At 51.2% G+C, this 23,440-nt stretch carries 24 protein-coding genes and 1 tRNA gene; 12 read left to right on the top strand and 13 right to left on the bottom strand.

Annotation, left to right across the window (positions count from 1 at the left end; all coding sequences use genetic code 11):
- Positions 1 to 63: 63 nt before the first annotated feature.
- The 5 genes from P9J64_11395 to P9J64_11415 all read left to right on the top strand — a co-directional run bounded on the left by P9J64_11395 (position 64) and on the right by P9J64_11415 (position 3,909).
- Positions 64 to 1,215: a PLP-dependent aspartate aminotransferase family protein gene (locus P9J64_11395; GenBank protein MDG5468924.1), complete on the top strand. Its 1,152-nt coding sequence runs from the start codon at positions 64 to 66 to the stop codon at positions 1,213 to 1,215.
- Between the two features lie 206 nt (positions 1,216 to 1,421).
- Positions 1,422 to 2,567, top strand: coding sequence for a PLP-dependent aspartate aminotransferase family protein (locus tag P9J64_11400; protein MDG5468925.1), 1,146 nt, complete (start codon positions 1,422 to 1,424; stop codon positions 2,565 to 2,567).
- 473 nt (positions 2,568 to 3,040) lie between these two features.
- The gene (locus P9J64_11405; protein ID MDG5468926.1) at positions 3,041 to 3,385 is read left to right on the top strand and encodes a helix-turn-helix transcriptional regulator; all 345 of its coding nucleotides are present in this window, start codon (positions 3,041 to 3,043) and stop codon (positions 3,383 to 3,385) included.
- Positions 3,382 to 3,714, top strand: a complete 333-nt coding sequence (locus tag P9J64_11410; GenBank protein MDG5468927.1) for a helix-turn-helix transcriptional regulator — start codon at positions 3,382 to 3,384, stop codon at positions 3,712 to 3,714. Before P9J64_11405 ends, P9J64_11410 begins: the two co-directional genes overlap by 4 nt.
- Before the next feature lie 119 nt (positions 3,715 to 3,833).
- A tRNA-Thr gene (locus tag P9J64_11415) sits at positions 3,834 to 3,909 on the top strand.
- A 63-nt stretch (positions 3,910 to 3,972) separates the two neighbouring features.
- Here the strand turns inward: P9J64_11415 and P9J64_11420 are convergent.
- From P9J64_11420 to P9J64_11435, 4 genes are all read right to left on the bottom strand, one after another.
- Positions 3,973 to 4,353 (bottom strand): VOC family protein, encoded by a 381-nt coding sequence (locus P9J64_11420; protein MDG5468928.1) that lies wholly within the window; start codon positions 4,351 to 4,353, stop codon positions 3,973 to 3,975.
- Between the two features lie 2 nt (positions 4,354 to 4,355).
- A complete protein-coding gene (locus P9J64_11425; GenBank protein MDG5468929.1) occupies positions 4,356 to 4,718 on the bottom strand; it encodes a hypothetical protein in 363 nt (120 codons plus the stop codon).
- 164 nt (positions 4,719 to 4,882) lie between these two features.
- Positions 4,883 to 6,685 (bottom strand): cation acetate symporter, encoded by a 1,803-nt coding sequence (locus P9J64_11430; GenBank protein MDG5468930.1) that lies wholly within the window; start codon positions 6,683 to 6,685, stop codon positions 4,883 to 4,885.
- 12 nt (positions 6,686 to 6,697) lie between these two features.
- Positions 6,698 to 6,952, bottom strand: a complete 255-nt coding sequence (locus P9J64_11435; GenBank protein ID MDG5468931.1) for a DUF4212 domain-containing protein — start codon at positions 6,950 to 6,952, stop codon at positions 6,698 to 6,700.
- Between the two features lie 598 nt (positions 6,953 to 7,550).
- Between P9J64_11435 and P9J64_11440 the strand changes: the two genes are divergently transcribed.
- Entirely contained in the window at positions 7,551 to 9,008 is a 1,458-nt protein-coding gene (locus P9J64_11440; protein MDG5468932.1) for a DUF294 nucleotidyltransferase-like domain-containing protein, read from the top strand.
- 319 nt (positions 9,009 to 9,327) lie between these two features.
- Here the strand turns inward: P9J64_11440 and P9J64_11445 are convergent, their stop codons facing one another.
- Positions 9,328 to 9,573: a hypothetical protein gene (locus P9J64_11445; GenBank protein ID MDG5468933.1), complete on the bottom strand. Its 246-nt coding sequence runs from the start codon at positions 9,571 to 9,573 to the stop codon at positions 9,328 to 9,330.
- A gap of 202 nt (positions 9,574 to 9,775) precedes the next feature.
- Between P9J64_11445 and P9J64_11450 the strand changes: the two genes are divergently transcribed.
- From P9J64_11450 to P9J64_11465, 4 genes are all read left to right on the top strand, one after another.
- Positions 9,776 to 10,042 carry a cytochrome c3 family protein gene (locus P9J64_11450; protein MDG5468934.1) on the top strand — a complete coding sequence of 89 codons (267 nt, stop codon included), beginning with the start codon at positions 9,776 to 9,778 and terminating at the stop codon, positions 10,040 to 10,042.
- A 313-nt stretch (positions 10,043 to 10,355) separates the two neighbouring features.
- Entirely contained in the window at positions 10,356 to 10,928 is a 573-nt protein-coding gene (locus P9J64_11455) for a rubrerythrin family protein (GenBank protein ID MDG5468935.1), read from the top strand.
- An 18-nt stretch (positions 10,929 to 10,946) separates the two neighbouring features.
- Positions 10,947 to 11,327, top strand: a complete 381-nt coding sequence (locus P9J64_11460) for a desulfoferrodoxin (GenBank protein MDG5468936.1) — start codon at positions 10,947 to 10,949, stop codon at positions 11,325 to 11,327.
- 207 nt (positions 11,328 to 11,534) lie between these two features.
- Positions 11,535 to 12,344, top strand: coding sequence for an ion transporter (locus P9J64_11465; GenBank protein ID MDG5468937.1), 810 nt, complete (start codon positions 11,535 to 11,537; stop codon positions 12,342 to 12,344).
- A gap of 13 nt (positions 12,345 to 12,357) precedes the next feature.
- On the opposite strand, the gene P9J64_11470 is transcribed toward P9J64_11465, so the two are convergent.
- The 7 genes from P9J64_11470 to P9J64_11500 all read right to left on the bottom strand — a co-directional run bounded on the left by P9J64_11470 (position 12,358) and on the right by P9J64_11500 (position 18,949).
- Positions 12,358 to 13,071, bottom strand: a complete 714-nt coding sequence (locus P9J64_11470) for a PilZ domain-containing protein (protein MDG5468938.1) — start codon at positions 13,069 to 13,071, stop codon at positions 12,358 to 12,360.
- A gap of 221 nt (positions 13,072 to 13,292) precedes the next feature.
- Entirely contained in the window at positions 13,293 to 13,736 is a 444-nt protein-coding gene (locus P9J64_11475; protein MDG5468939.1) for a peptidylprolyl isomerase, read from the bottom strand.
- A complete protein-coding gene (locus P9J64_11480; GenBank protein ID MDG5468940.1) occupies positions 13,736 to 14,452 on the bottom strand; it encodes an FKBP-type peptidyl-prolyl cis-trans isomerase in 717 nt (238 codons plus the stop codon). The genes P9J64_11475 and P9J64_11480 overlap by 1 nt, the downstream gene beginning before the upstream one ends.
- A 121-nt stretch (positions 14,453 to 14,573) precedes the next feature.
- Positions 14,574 to 15,731: an MFS transporter gene (locus P9J64_11485; GenBank protein MDG5468941.1), complete on the bottom strand. Its 1,158-nt coding sequence runs from the start codon at positions 15,729 to 15,731 to the stop codon at positions 14,574 to 14,576.
- A 5-nt stretch (positions 15,732 to 15,736) separates the two neighbouring features.
- Positions 15,737 to 16,981, bottom strand: coding sequence for a M48 family metallopeptidase (locus P9J64_11490; protein ID MDG5468942.1), 1,245 nt, complete (start codon positions 16,979 to 16,981; stop codon positions 15,737 to 15,739).
- A 70-nt stretch (positions 16,982 to 17,051) separates the two neighbouring features.
- Positions 17,052 to 17,822 (bottom strand): alpha/beta hydrolase, encoded by a 771-nt coding sequence (locus P9J64_11495; protein ID MDG5468943.1) that lies wholly within the window; start codon positions 17,820 to 17,822, stop codon positions 17,052 to 17,054.
- Positions 17,823 to 17,911: 89 nt separating this feature from the next.
- Complete coding sequence (locus P9J64_11500; GenBank protein ID MDG5468944.1) at positions 17,912 to 18,949, bottom strand: carboxypeptidase-like regulatory domain-containing protein; 1,038 nt, start codon at positions 18,947 to 18,949, stop codon at positions 17,912 to 17,914.
- Between the two features lie 190 nt (positions 18,950 to 19,139).
- Here P9J64_11500 and P9J64_11505 point away from each other — a divergent pair, with 190 nt between their 5' ends.
- Positions 19,140 to 19,898, top strand: a complete 759-nt coding sequence (locus P9J64_11505) for a hypothetical protein (protein ID MDG5468945.1) — start codon at positions 19,140 to 19,142, stop codon at positions 19,896 to 19,898.
- A gap of 253 nt (positions 19,899 to 20,151) precedes the next feature.
- Here the strand turns inward: P9J64_11505 and P9J64_11510 are convergent, their stop codons facing one another.
- Positions 20,152 to 21,573 carry a CRTAC1 family protein gene (locus P9J64_11510; protein ID MDG5468946.1) on the bottom strand — a complete coding sequence of 474 codons (1,422 nt, stop codon included), beginning with the start codon at positions 21,571 to 21,573 and terminating at the stop codon, positions 20,152 to 20,154.
- Between the two features lie 448 nt (positions 21,574 to 22,021).
- On the opposite strand from P9J64_11510, the gene P9J64_11515 reads away from it, so the two are divergent.
- Positions 22,022 to 23,410 carry an MBL fold metallo-hydrolase gene (locus P9J64_11515; GenBank protein ID MDG5468947.1) on the top strand — a complete coding sequence of 463 codons (1,389 nt, stop codon included), beginning with the start codon at positions 22,022 to 22,024 and terminating at the stop codon, positions 23,408 to 23,410.
- The last annotated feature ends 30 nt before the right edge of the window (positions 23,411 to 23,440 follow it).

Raw genomic sequence — 23,440 nt, forward strand, 5'->3', positions numbered from 1 at the left:
GGCCCCTTCTCAAAATCCGAGAAGGGGTTTTTTCGTTCCCCTCTCACCCACCGAGGAGGAAAGATGAAAAAAGCAGTTCATTTTACCAAAGAAACCAATCTGATCCAGTTGGGTGTCGGCTTCGATGAAAAAACCGGCGCAATCAGCGTTCCCATTTATCCGAGTGCAACCTATCGACATCCAGGAGTAGGCGAATCTACCGGCTACGATTACACCCGTTCAGGGAACCCGACCAGGCAGGTTCTCGAGAATGGCCTGGCGGAGCTGGAAGGGGGCTCACGCGGGCTCGTCTTCTCCTCGGGAATGGCAGCGCTCACAACCTTTTTCCTGCACTTTTCCCAGGGCGATCATCTCATCGTCAGTGAAGACCTTTATGGCGGCACCTATCGCGTTCTTGACCAGATATTTGCCAACTTCGGCCTGACCGTCTCCTACGTCAACACCACAGACACAGAAGCTGTGGCAGCGGCGATCTCCGATCAAACCAGAGCACTTCTGGTTGAGACGCCCGGCAATCCCCTGCTTGGGATTTCAGACCTTGCTGCCTTAGGAAAACTCTGTCAACAACACGAAATCCTCTTCGCCGTAGACAACACCTTCCTCAGCCCGCTCCTGCAGAGGCCTTTCGAGTTCGGCGCCGACGTTGTCATCTATAGCGCCACCAAATATCTAGGAGGTCATAACGATCTCTGTGCCGGCGTACTCATCGCTCGAGACGAAGAGCTTGGTGAAAAACTTTACTTCCTGCAGAACTCGACCGGCGCAATTCTGCCACCTTTTGACTGCTGGCTTCTTTTGCGCAGCCTGAAAACGCTAGCCCTGCGAATTGACCAGCACTGCAAAAACGCCATAATAGTGGCAAAGTGGCTCGAGCAACATCCCAAAGTCACTGAAATCTATTATCCGGGGCTGAAACAACATCCCGGCCATGAACTCTCAAAGAACCAGGCTAAGGACTTCGGCGGCATGCTTTCATTCAGAGTCTGCTCTGCTGAGCATGCCAGATCTGTCCTTAAACGCTTAAAACTGATCTCCTTTGCCGAGAGCCTTGGCGGCGTAGAATCATTGATGACCCTCCCGGCAATACAAACCCACGCCGACATCCCGGAAGCTGAGCGTGAACGCCTTGGCATCTGTGAACGACTGCTACGACTTTCCGTCGGCACCGAGTCCGTCGAGGACATTATTGCCGATCTGGAACAGGCCTTGACTTAAGGTGAATTAACTGAGAAATCAAGCTCAAAGCAAAGACGAAACGCAAAGGCGAAAAGAGGTGAGGCAAGCCGCAAAGGGTTAAGTTTCACGCATTCAAACCCTAGAGATCTTCTTTGCATCTTTCTTTCACTTGGCGACTTTACGTTACGCTTGAAGAATTAGATTCTCCAACTACAAAATCCTATCCATTTCAGGAGCACCAAAAGATGTACCACTCAAAATACCGCCCAGCAACAGTACTGGTCCACCAGGGCACAGACCGTGACCCGGCAACCGGGGCTTCAACGGTGCCTATTTACCAGGCCTCCACCTATCATCACGAGGGCGGAGTGTCCGGTGAATATGATTATGCCCGTAGCGGCAATCCAAGTAGAGACCAGGTCGAAGATGCGATTGCACTGCTCGAAGGTGGCGTACGGGGCTTTGCCTATGCTTCAGGGATGACCGCTATCGGCAGCAGCCTGGCAATCCTCAAAAGCGGTGACCATTTAATCGCAGCGGCCGATCTCTATGGCGGTTCCTGGCGTTTCATCACCGGAGTTCTACCGCAACAAGGAATCTCGGTCAGTCTGGTTGACACAACCGACATCAATGCCGTGAAGGCAGCAATCACGCCGCAAACCCGAGCTCTCTTTCTTGAGACACCGTCCAACCCTCTCTTCAAGATTACCGATCTGAGAGCCATGGTAAACATCGCCAAAGAGAATAAGTTGATCACCCTGCTCGACAACACCTTTATGACCCCGCTGATGCAGCGTCCTCTGGACCTCGGCATTGATATCACAATTCACAGTGCCACCAAGTTTCTAGGTGGCCACAGCGATATACTCGCAGGGTTGGTGACAACGTCTGATCCAGATCTGGGCAAGCGCCTGAAATATTTCCAGAACGCCTTTGGGGCAGTCCTCTCTCCCTTTGACTCGTTCTTACTCTCCCGTGGCATCAAGACCCTTAAGGTGCGGCTTGAAGCAGCTCAAAAGAGCGCACAAGAGCTTGCTGAAAGACTCATGGGTCATCCTTCGGTTGCTCGCGTCTGGTTCCCGGGACTCACAGATTTCCCTGGTCGCGACTTGCACTTTTCTCAAGCGACAGGAGCCGGAGCGATCCTTTCTTTTGAACTCAAAGACGAAGGTCAGATCAAAAACCTTCTTGAGAACGTCAAACTGCCAATTATCGCACCGAGTCTGGGCGGCGTCGAAACCATACTCACCCATTGCTGGTCGATGTCCCACGCCGCCATTCCTGCTCAGGACAAGCTGCAGCAAGGGATATCCAAGAGTCTTTTACGCATTTCCGTCGGGCTTGAAGATGTTGACGACCTCTGGGAAGATCTGGAGAAAGGACTAGGCTGAAGAAAAAACTGGCGCTTTTGTGGCATCGGTTCAGGGTTCAATGTAAAAGGTTCCAGCTTTTGACTATAGAGTTCAAGCTTTATCCTTGAACCTTTTCAATGAATTTCATCCTCACTCCATGTATAAAACTGGACATGAAATTTAATTGAAAGACAACTGAGTTTGTTCTAAATATCGGTGCCTTAACAATGTTTGCCGTTGTAGCTCAGTCGGTAGAGCAGCTCACTCGTAATCATCCGCCCTTCCTTAAAAACCTAACAATTACAGCAACATACACCTTTTTTTTCTCACTGTCCCAAACTTGTCTCACACTCCTAAGTTGTCAATAGAACTCCTTTGTGAGAGGATGACAATGTGTAAACCTTATATAAGACGATCATAGGCTTCTAGCTGGTTACAGAGCGCTTGACCAGGAGCTATAGATCGCATAGAAGGTAGCTTTAATTTCTTTCTTTAGGGGGTGGGGACTCACTGTGAATGTTCAAGAAATACTGGCATCACTCAGAAAAGACAACGGCATATCTAAAACTAGAGCGGCTCAAATTGCTGGTGTTTCTGTGAACACATATTCTTCATGGGAAATAGATGGCATCCAACCAAAAGTACAGAGTGGTATAAATTTAGCGGACCACTATAAAGTTACCCTTGATTATCTGTATGGCAGAAAAACGGAAAGTAAATCTCTAAGCAATGAACTAACAGAAGACGAAACAGAATATATTGAGGTACTCCGCTCACTAGAACCAACTGACCAACTAAAAGTCGTCAACCTGTTGCTCCGACTTCACAGAAGCGGCGATGCCATGGAGAACCTATGAAAGAGGCTGTTGGTAAAAAGCTTAAAAAGCTCCGCGGACACTTAACGCAAGACGCTATGGCATCAGGATTGGGCGTACCAAAACCTACTTACGTAAAATGGGAACACGGGTCTGTATACCCACCACCCGAAAAGCTGTGCGAAATTGCAGACAAATATAAAGTCACAATTGATAATCTCTATGGGAGAGAAACGGAAAGCAAACCTCTCGGCGGGGAACTAACAGAAGACGAGAAAGAATACATTGCAACAATGAGATCACTTCGACCAGAAGAAAGAATTGTTGTCGTCAATCTTCTCTTGAAGTATAAGTGTTCTGTCGTTAAATAAAGACATTGACCTAAACTCAAACAAGCAGTAAAAAAAACATACAAAAGCACTACAAAGTGCTAAAACTTTAGTTGTATGTCTCACATGGACCGTGAGACAAAAACCCCGTAAACGCCCACGCCGTTGTAGCTCAGTCGGTAGAGCAGCTCACTCGTAATGAGCAGGTCGTCCGTTCGATTCGGATCAACGGCTCCACAAAAAAGCAGGCCTTGTCCAATGACAAGGCCTGCTTTTTTATTCGATGTTATTTCTATAGTCTCAGGCCTTTACAACCTCAACCAGGTAGCCATCAGGGTCGGCTAAAAAATAGAACCTTGCGCCCTGTCCTGGCAAACCTTTCAACGGTTTTGGCTCCAGCCCCATCTCTTCATGCTTTTTATGAGAAGCCTCAAGATCGACAACAGACACAGCCAGGTGAGAGTAACCGTTGCCAAGCTCATAAGGCTCTTCTTGATCATGATTGCAGGTCAGCTCTAACTCAAAATCACTCCCGGAGGAGCGCAAATAACTGAGGGTGAACTTGTATTCAGAGTAGTCCTTGCGCCTTGCGACAGTAAATCCAAAAGCCTCCTGGTAGAAGCTTTCAGACTTTTCAAGGTCCATAACGCGAATACAGGAATGAATCATTTTGTATGACATGGTCACTCCTTCTCTTTTTTTCTGCCTAGTTCAAAAGGATGAGCCTGACGGCTGACAATAAAGTCTGCAAAAATTTTCATCCAGAGTGTCACGCCAGCGATAGAACTCCAGGTCTTGTAAGGAAAGAGTGCCAGCACAACACAGACAATCGTCACCAGTGCCGCACCACCAGCAGCCAAATTGACAATGCCCGTGGCAGGGGCCCACTTCTTGGGGTTCGGTGGAGACTCACCACGTTTTAAAGCGACCTCGGAATAATCGTGCTTGATAAAAATCCGCCAGGCTCTGCGCAGCCAGATAAAAGCCATGGGGAAAAGGGCGAGGAACAACATCCATGTGATCGCAATACTTATGTCAAAAACCATTCAATACTCCCGTGGTCCTGCCGAAACAGAGCCATAAATAAATTTGTTCTCTCTTGTACCCGAGGATGTTGGGCTAAGCAATTAAATTTTGTAAAAAAACCCCGCCAGACTGGCTGGCGGGGTCAAGAGATCAGGCAAAAGCCAAATCAGATTTGCACTGAAATTTAGTGAGCGTGAGAACCGTCAACAGCTTTGGAACCGCGAGGGGTACGCACGCTTTCGACCATATGCTGGATATGCTCAGGGCATTCCGGAGTGATTTTGCTGACCACGTAGGCAACAGCAAAGTTAACCAATGCGCCGATCGCGCCAAAGGCGTTAGGCTCAATGCCCATGAAGAAGTTCGCTTTGCCACCAAAGAGACCGAGGAACGAGGTGCCCTTGATGAAGAAGATACCTTTGTGGGCGAAAACGTAGAGCATGGTAACGCCGATACCAGCGAGCATACCAGCCATTGCGCCTTCTTTGTTCATCTTCTTGTTGAAGATACCCATCATCAGAGCCGGGAAGATCGAACTTGCAGCGAGACCGAAGGCGATAGCAACGGTACCTGCCGCGAAGTCAGGAGGATTGAGACCGAGATAACCAGCGACCAGAATCGAGCAGGCCATGGCGATCTTACCGGTCATCAGCTCATTCTTCTCGCTCATGTCAGGCATGAAGATGTTTTTGAAAAGGTCGTGGGAGATCGCCGAGGAGATCGCCAGCAACAGACCGGCAGCCGTTGAAAGAGCAGCAGCCAGACCACCGGCAGCAACCAGTGCGATAACCCAGTTAGGCAGTTTTGCGATTTCAGGATTCGCGAGAACCATGATGTCGCGGTTTACTGACAGTTCGCTACCTTTCCAGCCAGCAGCAACAGCACCAGCTGGAGCGTTCTTGTCATTGTAGTACTGAATACGGCCGTCGCCATTCTTGTCTTCGAACTTGAGCAGGCCGGTTACTTCCCAACGCTTCATCCAGTCAGGTCGCTCATCGTACTTGATGCTGGCACTTTCAGCGAAGAGGTCGCCACCAGACTTAACAGACGTGTTAACAGAAGCGTGCAGGTTCAGGCGAGCCATAGCAGCAACGCCAGGAGCCGTGGTGTAGAGGATCGCGATGAAAACCAACGCCCAACCGGCGGAGGAGCGAGCAGCCTTAACCGAAGGAACCGTGAAGAAACGCATGATAACGTGCGGCAGACCGGCAGTACCGATCATCAGTGACATGGTGTAGACGAACATGTTCAGCGTGCTGATACGAGTCATCGTGGTGTACTGTGGGAAACCGAGGTCCATTACAACCTGGTCAAGCTTGCCCAGAAGAGTCATGTCGGTGCCAACAAAGTCGCCACCGAGGCCGAGCTGCGGCAAAGGATTGCCAGTCAGAGTCATGGAGATGAAGATTGCAGGAATCGTGTAAGCAAGAATCAGAACGCAGTACTGCGCGACCTGAGTGTAGGTGATGCCTTTCATGCCGCCGAAAACCGCGTACATAAAGACGATACCCATACCGATGAAAACACCCATTGTATTGGAGACGCCCAGGAAACGGGAGAAAGCAACACCAACACCGGTCATCTGACCAATGATATAGGTGAGCGAGGCGGCCAACAGACACATAACCGCCACACAGCTGGCAGACTTGGAGTAGAAACGGTCACCAACGAACTGGGGCACAGTAAACTTACCGAATTTACGCAGGTAAGGCGCCAGCAGCATCGCCAGGAGAACGTAACCACCGGTCCAACCCATGAGGAAGAGACCGCCGCCGTAGCCCATGTTGGCAATCAGACCGGCCATGGAGATAAAGGATGCCGCAGACATCCAGTCAGCACCAGTTGCCATACCGTTGAGAACGGGTGGTACGCCACCACCAGCGACATAGAATTCACTGGTGCTACCAGCGCGGGCCCAAATAGCGATACCGATATAAAGAGCAAAGGTAGCGCCGACAACCATATAAGTCATAGCTTGAAGTGACATTAATTAGCTCCTTTATTCTTCGTGAACGTCAAATTTGATATCGAGATTATTCATGAGCTTCCCATAGACGAAGATCAGAATAACAAAGACATACATCGAACCCTGCTGTGCGAACCAGAAGCCCAGCGGATAACCACCGATGCTCATGCTGTTGAGTGCATCCGCGAACAAGATGCCACAGCCGAATGAGACGAAGAACCAAACAGCTAAAACCTGTGCGATCAACGTCAGTACTGCTTTCCAATATGCTTCTCCAGATTTGTCCATAATAACCTCCTTCAGGTTAGTTAAAAAAACTCTTAAATCTTTAAAGTGCCGAACGTGAACTCCCTAACCACCTCCTTATAGCTCTGCTCGGATAATAATGGGGATAACTCCGATGCCGTTAGTGTCTCCCAGGTCAGTGGCTCTGGCCTATTGGAGACGAAGTTTTAATTTCTAGTTACAACGTTTGAAAAACACCTTATTAAACGACTGCTTAAACCTGTAAAAGCCAACCTTTAAAAAGACCTTAAAACCAGATTTTAACCATCGTTCTCTTTGTGTAATCAGTAAAAACCCCAAAGATAAGGAGGTTTAACGAGAAGATAGCTTGAGTTACACAACTTAGTCAATAAAAAAATATAACGTTGTTTCGTTTTTGTGAAACAGCCCTTTCAAAACGCGCAAAAGCCACAACACCCAAAGGGCCACCACTTGCGCGTAACAAGTATAGCAGCAAAACACAAGTTTGGTAGTGAACGTGCTGTTTTGCTTGCCACACCGCGGTTTTTACTGCCTCCGTATTCAGCAACGAACGGTTGCATCTGGAGTCAAAAGCGTAGACAATAGCGACAATTCCCCCTGTTTTATTTCTGGAGAGGTCATGCCAAACAACAACTTTTCCGAAGAGAGTTTTTTTTTCCTGCATATCGATAGCGTCTGCCGGACTCCAGCGATCACCTGCCCTCCCGACATGAGCGTCATTGACGCTGCTCGATTAATGCAAGAGCACAACATCGCCGGACTCGTTGTGGTTGAGGATGAGACCCCGACCGGCATCCTTTCGGTCAGAGATTTACGAGACATCATAGCAACGGCCGGTGAGGACCTTACCTCACACCGTGTGCGTGACATCATGCATGTCGGAGTTGTGACCGTTCGCAATCAGGCCTATGTCTTTGAGGCCATCTTCAAAATGGCTAAAAACAACATTCATCGCCTGGCGGTTGTCAACGAAGAGAAGAAACTGATTGGCGTGATCAACGCGACCGATCTGCTCAGCATGCAAACACGCAGCCCCCTCTATCTGACCCAGGAAATGGAAGCGGCAGAGTCCCTTGACGACCTTCGCGAAATCAACAGCCGCATACTCGATATGGTGAAAAGGGCGATGAGCGCCGGGGCTGACACCAGAAGCCTGGTCCACCTGATCGCCCATTTCAACGACGGCTTCACGCATCGCATCATCTCCCTTATGGAGAGCCAGGAGGGAATCGTCCTGCCAGCGAAAGCAGCCTACCTTGCACTTGGCAGTGAGGGACGCGGTGAGCAGACCCTGCGCACCGACCAGGACAGCGCCATGGTCTACTCCGACGATATTTCAGATCAGGATCTGGAGCTGTGCGCCCGCTTCGCCTCAAGACTGGTTGATGCTCTGGAATTTGTCGGCATCCCCCGCTGCCCGGGAAACACCATGGCCAGCAACCCGCAGTGGCGTCATAGCCTCAGCGAATGGCAGGAGCTCATAGAACAATGGATCTCCGTACCCAAGGGAGAGCATATGGTCAACTTCGGCATGTTTCAGGATTTTCGAACGATTCACGGTGATGGGTCCCTGGAGAAGGCGCTCCACAAGTTCGTCCATGAGACCACCCAGGCAAACATGATCTTCTTCCCACACGTCGCCAAAAACATTGTCCGCTTCCCCGCACCACTGGGGATATTCGGGCGAATCAAAGTTGATCGAAAGGGTAAGAACAGGGGAAAGGTGGATCTGAAGAAAGCGGGAATTTTTGCCATTACCGAAGGCGCCAGCCTACTGGCATTGGAAAACAATCTCGGCGAGGGCACCACCTGGGACAAGCTAGAAAAATTGGGACAAGCAGGAATCCTGTCCCAAAAATGCAGCGAAACAATCAGTGAGGCGTTTTCTCAACTGGTTCACTTTCGGTTAAAAAGGCAATTGAGCGATCTCGCTGCCGGCAATACGCCCAGCAACGCCATTGACCCGCAGAGGCTCCCGGAAAAAGAACAGGGGCAACTCCGTGAAGCTCTACGTGGAGTCAACCGCCTGATGCGCATCATACGCGACCGTTACCACCTCGATTCGATCTCCCGCTAGAAACAGCGAAACAAAAAAAACAGGTCTACGCCCCAAACAAAGCGAATACGTCTTTACACCAAAACAGATAAGAGCTGAAATCAAAAGACCAAGGCAAAGACGCTAAGAAAACCAAGCAAGACGCAGACGGTGACAATTCTCGTTTTTTTGAAGTGGTTTTCTTTGCGGGTTCTCTCTACCCCTTCGCGCCTTCGCCTAAAGCGCCTACTTCTGGTGCGTTAATTCCTTACTACCTTTATTTAGGTTATAAGTCCGATAAAAAACAGGCAGACCGGCCATACAGCCGATCTGCCCGTCAAACGAAAATATTCAGATAACGTTACTTGCTGGAAGGGTCAAAGAACCATATCTTTTGCTTCTTCCGCCAGCCTTTCTGCCACATGCAACTCTCGTAGCTCACCCTCTCCTGATTCTTCTCTATCCCCTGAGTAGGGCCACCTGTCTCGCTCTGGCAGGCCCTGTCGTCAGCAGAGAACTCCGTTTGCCGCTTGGTCGAATGCTCCCACCGGGAAGCACAACCCATCGTAAAAAGCACCATCAAACCAATCACAATCCAACGCATCATCAGCTCAGACTCCCAATAGAAAAAAGTTACCAGACCCAAGAAACGCCAACATCATTAATAATACCAACAAATTATAACATCCTCATCAACAATTGAAAGAAGCTTAATCTACCGTGACCTACAAAAAAATCTTGACCTGAAATCAGTAATTCCATAAATTAACCAATACTTATTGCGTTAATCTAACCAAAAGGAGAGAAACATGAAAAAACTGATGATTGCCATCATGCTGGTCGCGTTCGCTTTCACCGTCGTTTATGCCGCTGACATGGTCACCTATGAGAACAAAAAAGGGACGGTCACATTTGATCACAAAACTCACGGCGAGAAGATGGAATGTACTGCCTGCCACGAAGGCACTCCGGCCAAAATCGAGATCGACAAAGATGCGGCTCACGGAGACTCTTGTAAAGGTTGCCACAAGGAAAAGGGCGGCCCTACCAAGTGCAACGATTGCCACAAGAAATAATTCCCACCTAAAGCAACACGCAAAAGCCTCCCAGTACGGGAGGCTTTTGTATTTTATGCCGAAGTCTCTTCAAAAGTTGATCCGTTCAGTTCAAACCTTACAACTTGAATCCTGGCAAGAAGATAAAGTCGTAAAAGCTTCATAAAGAACGATAGCTCTATCTATCTAAAAACACTTGACTAAAAGACTGTTTTAGTCATAAATTGCAGGTCGTCCACATTATGCTATAATCGCCACTCGGCACCAGTTCTCACGCAACATTTGAATTCTTTGTCTCAATCGGGTTCGCTTTGCTCAACTTAAGGAGGATGCCATGTCCCTGAAAGGCTCCCAAACGGAAAAGAACATACTGACGGCCTTCTGTGGTGAAAGCCAGGCAAGAAACCGCTACACCTATTTCTCTGCCCAGGCCAAAAAGGAAGGCTTTGTCCAGATTTCAGCGATTTTTGAAGAGACAGCAAACCAGGAGCGCGAACATGCCAAACGTCTTTTTAAGATGCTTGAAGGCGGCGAGGTTGAAATCAGCGCAACGTTTCCTGCCGGAGTCATCGGAACAACGGCAGAGAATTTGGGAGAAGCGGCCGGAGGCGAGAACTACGAGCACACAATCATGTACCCGGAATTTGCAGCAAAAGCACGTGAAGAAGGTTTTACGGAGATAGCAGAGGTCTTCATGTCGATCGCTGTTGCCGAGAAATACCACGAGGAACGCTACCTGAAGTTACTCAACAACATCAGAGACAAACAGGTCTTCCATCGCAAGCAGGTAGCGACCTGGAGCTGCCGCAACTGTGGATACCAACACGAAGGGACCTCAGCTCCCGACCCATGCCCAGCCTGCAACCATGCACAGGCGCACTTCGAATTAACCCCGACCAACTACTAACCAACAAGGAGAAAGAAAATGCCTCAGCTGAATGAAGTCTACAAGTGTGAGATGTGTGGCAACATTGTTGAACTCGTGCACGGTGGCCCAGGAGCCCTATCCTGCTGCAACCAGAAGATGGTGCATCTTAACGAGAACACAACAGATGCAGCCCAAGAGAAGCATGTCCCTGTCATCGAAATTTCGGCAGACAGCATTACCGTAAAGGTTGGCAGCGTTGCACACCCCATGCTGGACGAGCACTCAATCGAGTGGATCGAACTGATCGCCGACGGCAAGGTTTATCGCCAGAATCTGAATCCAGGAGAGGCCCCCGAAGCGACTTTCCCGGTTATCGCTCAGAAGGTAACCGCTCGAGAATACTGCAATCTACATGGCCTCTGGTCAGCAAAGAACTAACAGTTCAAGGAAAGGCCCTCATTAACGAGGGCCTTTTCGTTTAGTGGCAAACCCAAGGGACGGAGTTATTGACCGCCCGACCTGCAACTGGCAGTATGTCGGTAGATCCTATTTCCCTGCGGAGAGCCCTGCGTGAACGCGACCACCCCCTCAAATCGATTCCAAAAGCCCCAACCTAAAGGCGACAAGACGCCGGCAAACTGGCGACTGCTCCTGCACGAGGTTATCTTCGAAGCCGACACCCCGGCCGGCAAGTTCTTCGACGTCGCCCTGATTCTCGCCATCATCTTAAGCATCATAGCCGTCATGTTTGAAAGCGTTGCCGAGATTCGCAATGAACACGGTCACTTGCTCCACGTTATTGAATGGATATTCACCATCCTCTTCACCATCGAGTATGGTTTAAGAATTATCTCCCTCGGCCAACCCTGGAGATATATCCGCAGTTTTTACGGGCTTGTCGACCTTATCGCAATCCTGCCCACTTATATCAGCATGATTGTCCCGGGATCGCAGTACCTGATGGTCATCAGAGTTCTACGCCTGTTAAGAGTTTTCAGAGTTCTGAAACTTGCCCAGTACCTGAACGAAGCGGAATACCTCCTCAAGGCAATGCGTGCCAGCGCTCGCAAAATCTCGGTGTTCCTCTTTGCCATACTGACCCTTGTCCTGATCTTCGGCTCGCTGATGTACATCATCGAAGGCGACGAAAGCGGGTTCTCTTCGATCGGCGTTTCATGCTACTGGGCGATCACCACCTTGACGACTGTAGGTTACGGCGACCTATCGCCACAATCGCCGCTCGGGCGCGCGGTTGCCAGTATTATCATGATCATGGGATATGGGGTGATTGCGGTACCGACGGGGATTGTCACAGCGGAACTTGTCGCACCAATCACAGGCAAGGTATCAACCCAGGCTTGTCCTGATTGCGGCGCAGAGAAACATAGCTATGACGCCATCCACTGCAAATATTGCGGCACAGAGTTGAACCCGGATTCGCGCCTGAAAGAATAAGTTTTCAAGACGTTCAGTCGTCGATCTTGATACTCTCGAGAAATTCCTGCAAGGCCGCTACGAATGTCGGGCTAACACTCATGAATTCCAAGCCAACACCACAGGGCATGGAGTTCTTTTTGCGCCATTCCGGATGGTTGACCCATGCAACCCGCACAGCACTTTGTAAAGCCATCTTAAACCCGGGCAGCACAAACTCCACAGCTAACTCCGTATCAACAGGAAAGAGCGTTTCTGTCGCCAGGAACATGCCCCCGAGGTTGAGATTAACACAGAGGCCGACGTGCTTTTTCTGTTTGGAATCGAGAAAAGATAACTGGAAGCTGACCGGAAAACGTCGCGCCAACCTCCGCGAAATCCCGAGCAATCCACACGCCGCATCCAGGAACCGTTCTGCCGCCAAAGGACGATGGACAACCGCATCGCAGCCGGCAGCCCAGCAGTCATCAGCGAGGTCTTCCTCGGCGTCTTCCGGGAGCAGAAGCAAGACCGGTGTTGCTGCAAGCAAAGGATCGCCTTTAACGGCCCGGCAACAATCCACGGCCTGCTCACCAAGATGCATAAGGTCAAAAACTGCAAGGGTTGGCTCTTCGGCTTCAATCGCCTGAAAACCAGTCTGGCCATCCTGCACCAGAACCATATCAAAGCCTTCTCGTTGAAAAAAAGAGTTGTGCAGAATCGACAGCAGGAGAGGGTTATTGGAGAGGACGATCTTTTTATTGGGCATAATTCAATCTCCCTGAGCTAAAAGTCAACCATGACCTAACGACTTGCAGAGTTCGTGCCGCCATACTCAAAACATAAGCGCAGAGAGCCTAAAGACCGATTACAAGCAGTCGAAGCCCAGAGAAAACGGCAGGGTCCCGAGGAAAGAGCGTCTTCACAGATTCACAGCAGAACGAAAAAAGGCCGCCACAAAGTGACGGCCCTTGTCATTCAACCAGACATTCAGACAAAATCGAGCAGTTCTATTTCGAAGTGCAACTCTTTACCCGCCAGGGGGTGATTACCATCAAGTACGACCGTTTCGTCGGAGAGCTCGACAACCTGCACTTCCAGAGATTGGCCATCTTCCATGCTGACCTCAAGCATACTGCCCAGCATCAGCTTGTCGTTATCAGGAATCTGCTGACGCTCGATTGTAGCGACCATCTCGGGGACATGCTCACCGTAACCATCGGCCGGAGCCACCACAACCTTGCAGCTCTCTCCCGGTTTCAACCCAATAACAGCCCGATCGAAGCCGGCGATAACCTGTTCGCCTCCGACCGTAAACTCAAGAGGTTCACGCCCTTCAGAAGAGTCGAAGAGCTCACCGTTATCAAAGCGACCGACATAATTGACCTTGATCTGGTCGCCAACTGCAACAGCGCGTTGATTCGGGGCAGTCATCAGTTGCTCCCTTTTTCCACACTGATCAATTCCACGTCAAAAAGCAGAGTCGCGTTGGGCCCGATATCCTGACCGGCACCACGCTCACCATAGGCAAGAGCAGAAGGAATAAACAGCTGCCACTTTGCGCCAGGCTTCATGAGCTGCAGAGCCTCGGTCCAACCAGGAATGACGCCACCCACCGGGAAGGTCGCTGGCTGGCCACGATCGTAAGAGCTGTCAAACTGAGTCCCGTCGATCAGTGTGCCTTTATAGTGTACGGTTGCGACATCCGCCGCGCCTGGGGAATCACCCTCACCCGCTTCAAGGACCTTGTACTGCAAGCCACTCTCGGTGACCACGACACCGTCCTTGTTTGCGTTCTCAGCAAGGAAAGCTTCGCCCTCTGCCTGATTTTTCCCTGCAGAGGCTTCCATCTCTGCAACCATCTTCTCTTGCATTTTTTGTTGGAAGGCCTGGATCTCGGCGATCATCTCTTCGTCGGTCAGTTTGAGTTCCTTACCTTCGAGACTCTCCTTAAGGCCCATCAACAGGATATCGGTATCAACGTCGATCTTCTGGCCCTTGAAATCCTGACCAATATTCACGCCGATCGTGTAACTGATACGATCCTTCGGGGTCTCCAACTTCAATTCGGGAGCAACTTTGGCCTCTTCAGCAGAACAACCTACGGCAAACAGCAGAACAAACATGAGAACAAATAACCTGGAATACATAAATAACCCTCTCTTGGAAAAATTATGGGTGAATTCAATAAACGAAGCACTAAAGATAACTATGGGTTTGCTCAGTGTCAATACAAACCACGAGATTAACAGTCTGTTTCAACAAATCTGGTCACCCTGCTGGAATATCATGAGTTGAGGACAGACCCGTCAAACGTGACAGGTGCACAGCAAGGGACAAAGCAATTATGAGAACCGAACAGAGCAGAAGGATAAAACCATTCCAACCGAAGTCTCGATACACATAACCGGGGAGGTAAGAGCCGATGGCCCCTCCGCCGTAGTAGAAGGCAACGTAGAGACCATTAATCACACCTTTGGACTGTGTAAGATGCTGATTCAGGCAGCCGGTTGCCGTTGCATGAGTCAGAAAGGACGCACCACAAAGAATAAACATGCCACCGACCAGAGCCCAGACCTGCGGGATCAGCATCACCAGCAAAGCGATTATAAAAAAAGCAAGAGCAGCAACCATGACCTTCTCGGGGCCACCACTGAGGCGATGAATGCGCACAGCATTCAGAGAGACCGCGATACCCATCAGGTAGCCGGAATAAGCCAGGCCAATGCGAAACTCATCGGCGTTGCTGCTCAACTCAGTCAAACGGAAAGGCAGAAAATTCATCATCGCGGCAAAGACCAGAAAGAAACAAAAGACCATGGCGTAAGTGGTCCGTACGACAGGGTCAGAGAGAACGCCACCAATCGTTTTCATACTCGGTCGCGCCAACTTAACCGCGTCCGTATCGGCAATACGCCCGAGCCAGAGCCAGGCGACCAAAAGGCCGACACCGAGGAGAAGAAAGCTGAACCGCCAATGAAACAGGCTCGCAATCAGACCGGAGATGGCACGACCGGCAAAACCGCCCAAAATAGTTGCCGCGATATACCAGGACATCGCCCGCGCCATATCGCTTTTCGCAGAGACTTGCGAAACGTAGGTCATCAAGGACGTCAGCATAGCCGGAATCAGGAGACCCTGTAGCAAACGCAAAGCCATCAACCAGGCGAACGGCTCAACCAGGAACATCAGTCCCTCAGTTGCGGCCAGAAGCAGAACCGCCAAGCGCAACATTTTTCGCGCTGAAACCGATTCAAGCAAGGCGCCGTAGAAGAGCGGAGCAAGACTTAAAGGGATGAATGCAATCGTCGTCAGGAGCGCTGCGGTCTCCCGACTGACGCCAAACTCAGCGGAAAGGACAGGCAATAATGGCTGCGGCACGTACAGCGCAGAAAGAGCCAGAACTGTGGTAAAAAGAATAGCCGCCATGGCGCTTAAAGACGTCTCTCTGTGCCTGTCAGCCTGGCAATCCGCTCGACAACAGGCGGGTGAGAGTAATAGAACCAGGCGTAAAAGGGGTGCGGATGCAGGTTACTCAGATTCTCCTTACAGAGTTTCACCAGGGCGCTGGCCAAAGACCCGGGCTCACCGGTCAGATTACGGGCAAACTGATCAGCTTGCCATTCGTGGCGTCTTGACCTCAAACTGGAAAATGGCGTCAAAGGGAAACTGACCAGGCTGGCCAGGAAGCCAACCAGCAGGACCTTGCCGAGAAAAGAAAGCTCAACAAGGCCAAACCAACCAGACAAGCCATCCCAAGAGAGCACCCGCCAGAACGACCAACAGACAACAAGAGAAACCAACTCCATGCTTAACAAGCGTTTCCAGATATGTCCAAGCTTCCAGTGCCCTGCTTCGTGGGCAAGGACACCGAGAATTTCATCATCGGACATCTGCTCCAGAAGCGTATCAAAGAGGACGATTCGCTTGACGCGTCCGATGCCTGTAAAATAGGCGTTTGAATGCTTGCTCCGCCGCGAAGCATCGACCTGCTGAACCCGCTCAACCTGCAAACCGGCCTGCTTCATAACGTCCTTGACGCGTTCGGCCAGCGCTTGATCCTGTAATGGCTGAAACTTGAAAAAAAGCGGTTCTATCAGCACCGGAGAGAGGTACATCAGAATCAAGGTCATCAAGGCAAAGAGCCCCCAAACCCACAACCACCAGAGTTTCGGGCTGGCTTGCACGAGGGCCAGGGAACCCGCGGTGAGTAATGAGAGAAGAATCATACCGACAGCTAAAGACTTGAGCAGGTCAGTGATCCACAGTTTCGGAGTCGAGGTATTAAACTGAAAGCGTTCTTCAATAACGAAAGTGCGATAAAGACTGAACGGGATGTCTATCAGCGTTTGCGCCAAGAGAAGGCCAAGGACAAACAGGCAGCCCTGACCAACAAAAGACGTTGTCACACCGACAATCAAGCCATTGTACCATGCCAACAAGCCACCGAAGACGAAGAGGAGCAGCAGCAGGCTCGAGAACAACGATTCGATCAAGCCGACCCGACTGGTGGCCAGAGTATAGGCCGATGTCCTGGCAAGCAGTTGCCGGTCAACAATCCCTTCGAAACCGGCAGGGACCTCCTGGCCGTAGGCTTTCAGGTGTTGCAGATTCAGGTGACGCAGCCAGAGGCGGCAGGCGAGGACAAGCAGGTAGAGTGTAAGGAGAAGCCATTTCATAGCTGGAATAATAACAAAAATGCGCCAGCTTTGGCGAAGAATGTCGTGCCTATGTGCCAGAAGGGACGAATCAAGTCAGGCTGTCAAGAAAATCGAGCAATGCCGCGTTAAACAACTCCGGCTGTTCAAGGTTTGCCATGTGCCCGGCCCCGGCAATAATTTTCAACATAGCGTCAGGCAAGCCTTCTGCCAACACCTGAGAGTGTTCAAGGGGCACAGCCAGATCCTGCTCGGCACCGACCACCAGGGCAGGAAGAGCAAAGGCAGGCAACTTATCCACGGCATCATAACGCTCGCGCATGGCCACAAGCCCCCAGATAAGCCCGGAGGAGGGAGTCGATTCCACCCATTGACGCACCGTGAGAATTAACTGGGGATTTTGCCGGGGCGTTTCCTTGGCAAAGAGAACGGGGACAAAGGTTTCCGGAATCGTCAGGACGTTGCCAGCCTTGACTTGCTCCACCATCATCGTACGTTTCTGCTTGCCAGCGGCATCGTCTGCAGCCGCCCGTGTGACCAGGAACATCGCCCCCAGCAGTCGTTGAGGATAACGTTCAAGCAGATCGAGCAACACGTAGCCCCCCATCGACATGCCTCCAACCACGGTCTGGTCAATACCGAGTTCATCGAGCAGCTCGATGATGGCATCGGCATAGTTCGACATGCTGGCCGGCCCTGCCAGGGGAGCACTCTCGCCGAAGCCTGGCAAATCAGGGCAGATAACCCTGTAACCGGCATCAGCAAGAGCAGTCATTTGCGGCGCCCACATCTGCCGGCAGAGCGGAAAACCGTGCAGCAGCACCACAGGAAGACCTTGGCCCAGTTCATCGTATTTCAGCATAATTTCCTCCTTCAACCAGAAAGGGACAGCGCACGCATGGTGACTGTCCCTCTCTGCTTACGATCAGGGTTCACCCTTCGCATTGCAAACTAATAGACTTCATCAACGACAATCTCGATATCGACGAGGGCTTTGCCCGTCTCTATCTTGATCGAGTGATCCGGCGTACCCTGGTAGCGCCCGTAGACCTCTCCAGGAGCAGGTGTTCCGCCCAGTTCATTGCGAGCAGCGAGGTAGTAGTATCCCCCTTTAGGGAAAGATAATTGATAGCGCCCGTCTGCAGCGGTTTTCTGCGACACATAAAGGGGTCGATTGAGCATCATCGAATCTTCGTAGAGCAGGACCTGCAGCCCGGCCACAGGCTCTCCCTTTGGATCAAGGACCACACCGGAAATCGAGGTATTGCCAAACAGGTTGGCCGCATGGCGAGACACCTTCTCCGGGACCTCGATCAGTGGGATATGCACGCGAGCCGGAGCGCCCTCATTGATGACCAAAGGATTCCCGGCCAGGTAGCCAAATAGATCCCCGGCTTTTAAAGGCCCTGCCATCTGGCCGCTCTGACGGACCCTGACCACCAGGTAGTAGGTGCCGACAGTGAGCGGCAGCTCAAAATAGCCCTGCTCATCTGTCGGCGCCGCCATTCCCAAGCCCATGCCCTTCAACTGGCTGGAGAGATCCGGGTAAACGGTCACAATTGCACCTTGCACCGGCTGCCCATCAACACTGACGGTACCGGCAACCCCGGTTTCCAGTGTAGTTGGTTCTCCTGGAACAGGAAGATTGTCGGGGGTCAGCAGAAGGTTGACATCAGTCAGGCCCTCCTCCGGTACGGTTATCGGATTCCGGCCATAAAAAGCAGACAGCTGCGCCCCCTCGGCGAACAGGTAATACCGCCCGCCGGGCAGCTCCAGCGAGAAGAGACCGTCGTCTGCCGTCGCCTTGGAAGAGTGCGGAGCCGGGCCGTCAAAAGTCATGACTTCGGCCGGATAAGCGACAACGACAATACCGGCGATGGCCCCTGAGCTGACTGTCGCTTTACCTTTGATGAGGGCGGCGTGAGAGGTAATTGTCAGCATCAGGCTGGCAACCACCAAAAATAAACAGACCCTCGATAAGTTATTCATAAATACGTCCTCAAGATGGAGAAGATGACCGGATACCGAATTCTAGCCCTCACACGCACATTCGGTCAACAACTCTGACCGACACTAGAAGCAAACAACAAGAACTGTTGCTGTGGTTGTTCAGTTAGACTGGATTCGCGTTGTGTTCTCAACTATAATGCGAAAACTTTGCCAACCAAGAGGAACTCCTATGCGCACACTGATATTTGCAAGCCTTTGCCTTACTCTGTTCTTTGCCTCAGGATGCCAGGAAGAGGTTCAGCAACCTGTTGAAACACCGCCAGCGTCAGCACAAAAAGACCAGGAAGAAACCAAAGAACTAACAATCGTTTCAGAACAGGCCACGAGCCTCGAAGAAACGGATTCTCAGGCTGAGCAAGAGAAGCAAGAGCCACCCAAGCCACCAGTCTTTGAAGATTTCCAGGGAGCTCCCAAACTCTCGCTCTTTCCAAGGGCCGGCGACTTCAGGCCAGCAGACGATAGCGACCGTCTGCCCTATTGGAACACCTTTATCGAGCACCTGGTCAAAGTCACCGGCGTGGCCGAAGAACAAAGCTCAGGCAACCGCGGCTGGACCTTCCGCAGCATCAACACCATCGACTCTGTCGGTTTTTTCTCGCCGCTGGCGGTTGAACCGCAGTCTAAATACCAAGTCTCTTTTAGACTGGCTGCGGAACTGCCTGAAGGAGCGTCGGCCGGAATCGGCATCCTCGAATTTGACCAGTTCCTCTGGATTCCATCTCAGTACACAGAAGAGTTACACAATAAGCATTACCGTGGCGTACACGAGGGGAAACGTGTTACCGGTACAACCTCAGACACACACTCCTTCACCTTCACCACAGGTCCTGAGACCCATATGGTTCACGTGATTCTCTTCCGGGAAGGCGCCCATGACCGCAACAGCTTGATGTTTGATGATATCGAGATCACATTGGTAAAGGAGTGAGGGTTGAGGAACAAAACTTACCCCATTCAAGGTTCTGTCCAAGCATTGTAACTTAACCGTCCCTCCCACTAAAAAATAACCACAAAAAGAAAGAGCCGGCTTATCGCCGGCTCTTTCTTTTTTCTTTAGCAGGGATGTACGTTACTGCTCCCTACAACTCTAGGCTTCATGTACTTCTTCATAACATCCTCCTCTGTGAGGGCCGCCCATCTGAGAACCAGCCCACGGTTTTATGGTTATCTTTACGAATTCCTTATTTAACCTTGACGGTTTGACCCGTCTTAACAGCCAGACTGACCGCTTCACTGCCAGGTTTGGAAATCTTTGCCACGTAAGCCTTGCCAGCCTCAGCACCGAAATGCACGACAGCAGGCTCCTGAGCACAGAAACCGGTGGCAGATCTGACTTCACGGGTCGCGACCAGTTGCTCACCATCGTAGAGAGCAACTTTGGCACCAAAGCCGAGACCGGCAATCTTGACAAAGTTACCATCGTTCTGGTTGTTCTTGTAAAGCTTGTTCTCGGCCCCCCAGTTGATCACATAGAGGTCCAGGTCGCCGTCGTTGTCGATATCAGCAAAAGCGGTTCCCTTGGTACGAACGGTTGCACATTGCAGCTGAGGCTGATCAGCAGCGACGTTAACGAAGTTGCCGTCACCATCGTTCATGTACATCTGGTTGGCCAGCTTGCAGTCACCTTCGTAGAGGTCCAGGTCGCCGTCATTATCAACGTCACCAAAGGTCGGCCCTTTGCCCCAGCCTTCTTCACCGGCGATCTTGTGACTGGCCTTGGTAAAGACGCCAACGCCATCGTTCAGGTACAGGTTGTTGCCGCCGATATAATTGGAAACGAACAGATCCTGATCACCATCGTTGTCGATATCAGCAAAGCTGCCACCGAGGCCCCAGTTGGCATCGTTGACACCCGCAGCAGCAGAACCTTCGACAAAGGTACCGTTACCGTTATTGACGAAAAGTTTGTTTGGCTCACCGGCCGGGTAACGTCCATTGACAACATAGAGGTCAACATCACCATCGTTGTCGATATCGGACCAAACGCCCATCCAGCTCCAGGATTTATCGCCCACGCCGGCAGCATCGGTCACATCAGTGAAGGTACCGTCGCCGTTATTAGCGAAGAGTACGTTCTTGGCACCGACACCATAGTTGGCGCAGTAGAGGTCAAGATCGCCATCGTTGTCGTAATCGGCAAAGCTTGCCGAGTAAGTAAACTCTTTAAGGCCAACGCCAGCAGCGGCGGTCACATCAGTGAAAGTGCCATCGCCATTGTTGGCGAAGAGGCGGTTGGCTTCAATTTCGTACTGACCACCTGTCGCCAGGTAGAGATCGACGTCACCATCATTGTCATAATCACCGAACACGCTACCCATGGTAAACCCAGGAGAGTCGATACCGGCTCCGGCGGTGGCCGTCACATCCTTGAAGCTGCCGTCACCTTTGTTGAGGAAAAGCTTGTTGCTGCCTCCCTTATTCGACACATACAGGTCGACGAAACCATCGTTGTTGACATCGGCAAAGGCAACCCCCTTACCCAGACCGTCATCAGCGACACCCGCCTGCTTGGAAACGTCAACAAACTCCTGCCCAATGGCCGGACCAGCCGCCAAGGCAAGTAGTGCAACGCTTATCAGCCAAATACCTGCTTTCTTACTCATGGCTTTCTCCTTTTCACCGACATTACGATTGTAAATCATATATCAGAATCGATTCCGCACGCACTCCGTACAGAGGAACGCTTCTGAAAAGCACTTCTAATATAGCGAAATATAGCAACAAATCAACCCGAACCAACAAGGCTCACGAAGATTTCCGTATCTTCAACAACCTAACGAGCCTTATGGTCATACATTATACTTGCAAAACATGAGCCTAAAAGCACAAGACAAAACCAGACTGTCACAAAAAGACGCCCGGTTTACCCGTAAGTGACAGCCTGACGACCATAGCCACAGATAATTCGTGGAAAACTTTCTAAGTTTCGTCTAATATCTATCCGCCCACTCAAAAGGATAAGAGACACTAATAAGCAACTCAACCTCTAGCAGCCAGTTCATGGTTAGTCCGGCAGGTTGCTAGCCATCAGCCTCCTCCGGAGAACACCACATGTTCACAGCCTCTGGCTATCAACTCATTCACCATGGCGCTCAGCACAGTGTAACCGGATCCTGCCACGAACTGCGTATCTCAGAAGAGTGTGGCCTTCTGATCGATTGCGGGATCTTTCAAGGCAAAGAATCTGGCAAAGAAATGGAGATCACCTTTGCCGTCAAGCATCTTCGTGGTCTGGTCATTACCCACGTCCACATTGATCACGTCGGCCGCCTGCCCTACCTGATTGCCGCAGGCTTCAAAGGGCCGATTTTCTGCAGCCTGGCCTCCGCACACCTCCTGCCAACCGTTCTCGAGGATGCCCTGAAAATCAGCTTCACCCGTGACAAACGGCAAATCGAGTATTTTTTAAAAATCATCAAGAAGCAACTGCACCCCATCGAGTACAACAGCTGGCAACAGGTTGAAACGTCAACTAGGGACAGCCTGAGCATTCGCCTGCAACCTGCGGGTCACATCATCGGCTCCGCCTATCTGGAATGCCGTTTCAAAAAGCATCACGGCCAACAAGAGAGCATCATCTTCTCCGGCGACCTCGGTGCCCCTTATGCCCCTCTCCTTCCAGCGCCGAAGCCTCCCTATGGAGCCGACCTGGTGGTCCTTGAAAGCACCTACGGTGACCGTCTTCACGAAGACCGCAAACACCGCAAGAAAAAGCTAAAGAGAATGATAGAACTCGCACTCCAGGATCGCGGCGTCATCCTGATTCCAGCCTTCAGCATTGGTCGAACCCAGGAACTTCTCTACGAAATAGAAGATTTAATTCACCGCAATCAGCGAAGCTTTGCTGCATGCGACCTGCCCTGGCAAGAGCTGGAAATCATTCTCGACTCACCCCTCGCCAGCCGCTTCACAACTCTCTATCGGCAACTGCAGCCCTACTGGGATGCGGAAGCACGCGGCAAGCTCAAACGCGGCCGCAGGCCTCTCGCTTTCGAACAGATGACCACGATCGACAGTCATCAGGATCATCTCTACACCGTCGACTATCTGCAACGCAAAGCGCGACCCTGTATCGTCATCGCCGCCTCTGGCATGTGTAGTGGCGGCCGCATCGTCAACTACCTGAAAGCCACAATCAGCGACCCACGCACCGACATCCTCTTCAGCGGTTACCAGGCCGCTGGCACCCCGGGACGCGCCATCCAGCAATATGGTCCACAGGGAGGCTATGTCGTTCTTGACGGCAAACGTTACGACATCCGCGCCCGCATCCACAGCATCTCCGGTTATTCAGCCCATGCCGACCAGCAGAACCTGGTCAACTTCATCAAACGCATGCGCAAAAAGCCCAAACACGTTCGCCTCGTCCACGGCGAACCCCACGCACAACAAGCCCTACACAGAAAACTCGCAGAACTCAACATCCCAACCATCGATTAATTCGGTGACAGTATACTTAACCCAACCATA

It is taken from the genome of Deltaproteobacteria bacterium IMCC39524, assembly GCA_029667085.1.
Taxonomy (GTDB): Bacteria; Desulfobacterota; Desulfuromonadia; order Desulfuromonadales; family BM103; genus M0040.

Excerpts from the sequence above, each read along its gene's own strand:
- P9J64_11395 (MDG5468924.1), top strand. The coding sequence starts at position 64 with ATGAAAAAAGCAGTTCATTTTACCAAAGAAACCAATCTGATCCAGTTG.
- P9J64_11400 (MDG5468925.1), top strand. The coding sequence starts at position 1,422 with ATGTACCACTCAAAATACCGCCCAGCAACAGTACTGGTCCACCAGGGC.
- P9J64_11410 (MDG5468927.1), top strand. The coding sequence starts at position 3,382 with ATGAAAGAGGCTGTTGGTAAAAAGCTTAAAAAGCTCCGCGGACACTTA.
- P9J64_11420 (MDG5468928.1), bottom strand. The coding sequence starts at position 4,353 with ATGTCATACAAAATGATTCATTCCTGTATTCGCGTTATGGACCTTGAA.
- P9J64_11425 (MDG5468929.1), bottom strand. The coding sequence starts at position 4,718 with ATGGTTTTTGACATAAGTATTGCGATCACATGGATGTTGTTCCTCGCC.
- P9J64_11430 (MDG5468930.1), bottom strand. The coding sequence starts at position 6,685 with ATGTCACTTCAAGCTATGACTTATATGGTTGTCGGCGCTACCTTTGCT.
- P9J64_11435 (MDG5468931.1), bottom strand. The coding sequence starts at position 6,952 with ATGGACAAATCTGGAGAAGCATATTGGAAAGCAGTACTGACGTTGATC.
- P9J64_11440 (MDG5468932.1), top strand. The coding sequence starts at position 7,551 with ATGCCAAACAACAACTTTTCCGAAGAGAGTTTTTTTTTCCTGCATATC.
- P9J64_11445 (MDG5468933.1), bottom strand. The coding sequence starts at position 9,573 with ATGATGCGTTGGATTGTGATTGGTTTGATGGTGCTTTTTACGATGGGT.
- P9J64_11450 (MDG5468934.1), top strand. The coding sequence starts at position 9,776 with ATGAAAAAACTGATGATTGCCATCATGCTGGTCGCGTTCGCTTTCACC.
- P9J64_11455 (MDG5468935.1), top strand. The coding sequence starts at position 10,356 with ATGTCCCTGAAAGGCTCCCAAACGGAAAAGAACATACTGACGGCCTTC.
- P9J64_11460 (MDG5468936.1), top strand. The coding sequence starts at position 10,947 with ATGCCTCAGCTGAATGAAGTCTACAAGTGTGAGATGTGTGGCAACATT.
- P9J64_11470 (MDG5468938.1), bottom strand. The coding sequence starts at position 13,071 with ATGCCCAATAAAAAGATCGTCCTCTCCAATAACCCTCTCCTGCTGTCG.
- P9J64_11475 (MDG5468939.1), bottom strand. The coding sequence starts at position 13,736 with ATGACTGCCCCGAATCAACGCGCTGTTGCAGTTGGCGACCAGATCAAG.
- P9J64_11480 (MDG5468940.1), bottom strand. The coding sequence starts at position 14,452 with ATGTATTCCAGGTTATTTGTTCTCATGTTTGTTCTGCTGTTTGCCGTA.
- P9J64_11485 (MDG5468941.1), bottom strand. The coding sequence starts at position 15,731 with ATGGCGGCTATTCTTTTTACCACAGTTCTGGCTCTTTCTGCGCTGTAC.
- P9J64_11490 (MDG5468942.1), bottom strand. The coding sequence starts at position 16,981 with ATGAAATGGCTTCTCCTTACACTCTACCTGCTTGTCCTCGCCTGCCGC.
- P9J64_11495 (MDG5468943.1), bottom strand. The coding sequence starts at position 17,822 with ATGCTGAAATACGATGAACTGGGCCAAGGTCTTCCTGTGGTGCTGCTG.
- P9J64_11500 (MDG5468944.1), bottom strand. The coding sequence starts at position 18,949 with ATGAATAACTTATCGAGGGTCTGTTTATTTTTGGTGGTTGCCAGCCTG.
- P9J64_11505 (MDG5468945.1), top strand. The coding sequence starts at position 19,140 with ATGCGCACACTGATATTTGCAAGCCTTTGCCTTACTCTGTTCTTTGCC.
- P9J64_11510 (MDG5468946.1), bottom strand. The coding sequence starts at position 21,573 with ATGAGTAAGAAAGCAGGTATTTGGCTGATAAGCGTTGCACTACTTGCC.
- P9J64_11515 (MDG5468947.1), top strand. The coding sequence starts at position 22,022 with ATGTTCACAGCCTCTGGCTATCAACTCATTCACCATGGCGCTCAGCAC.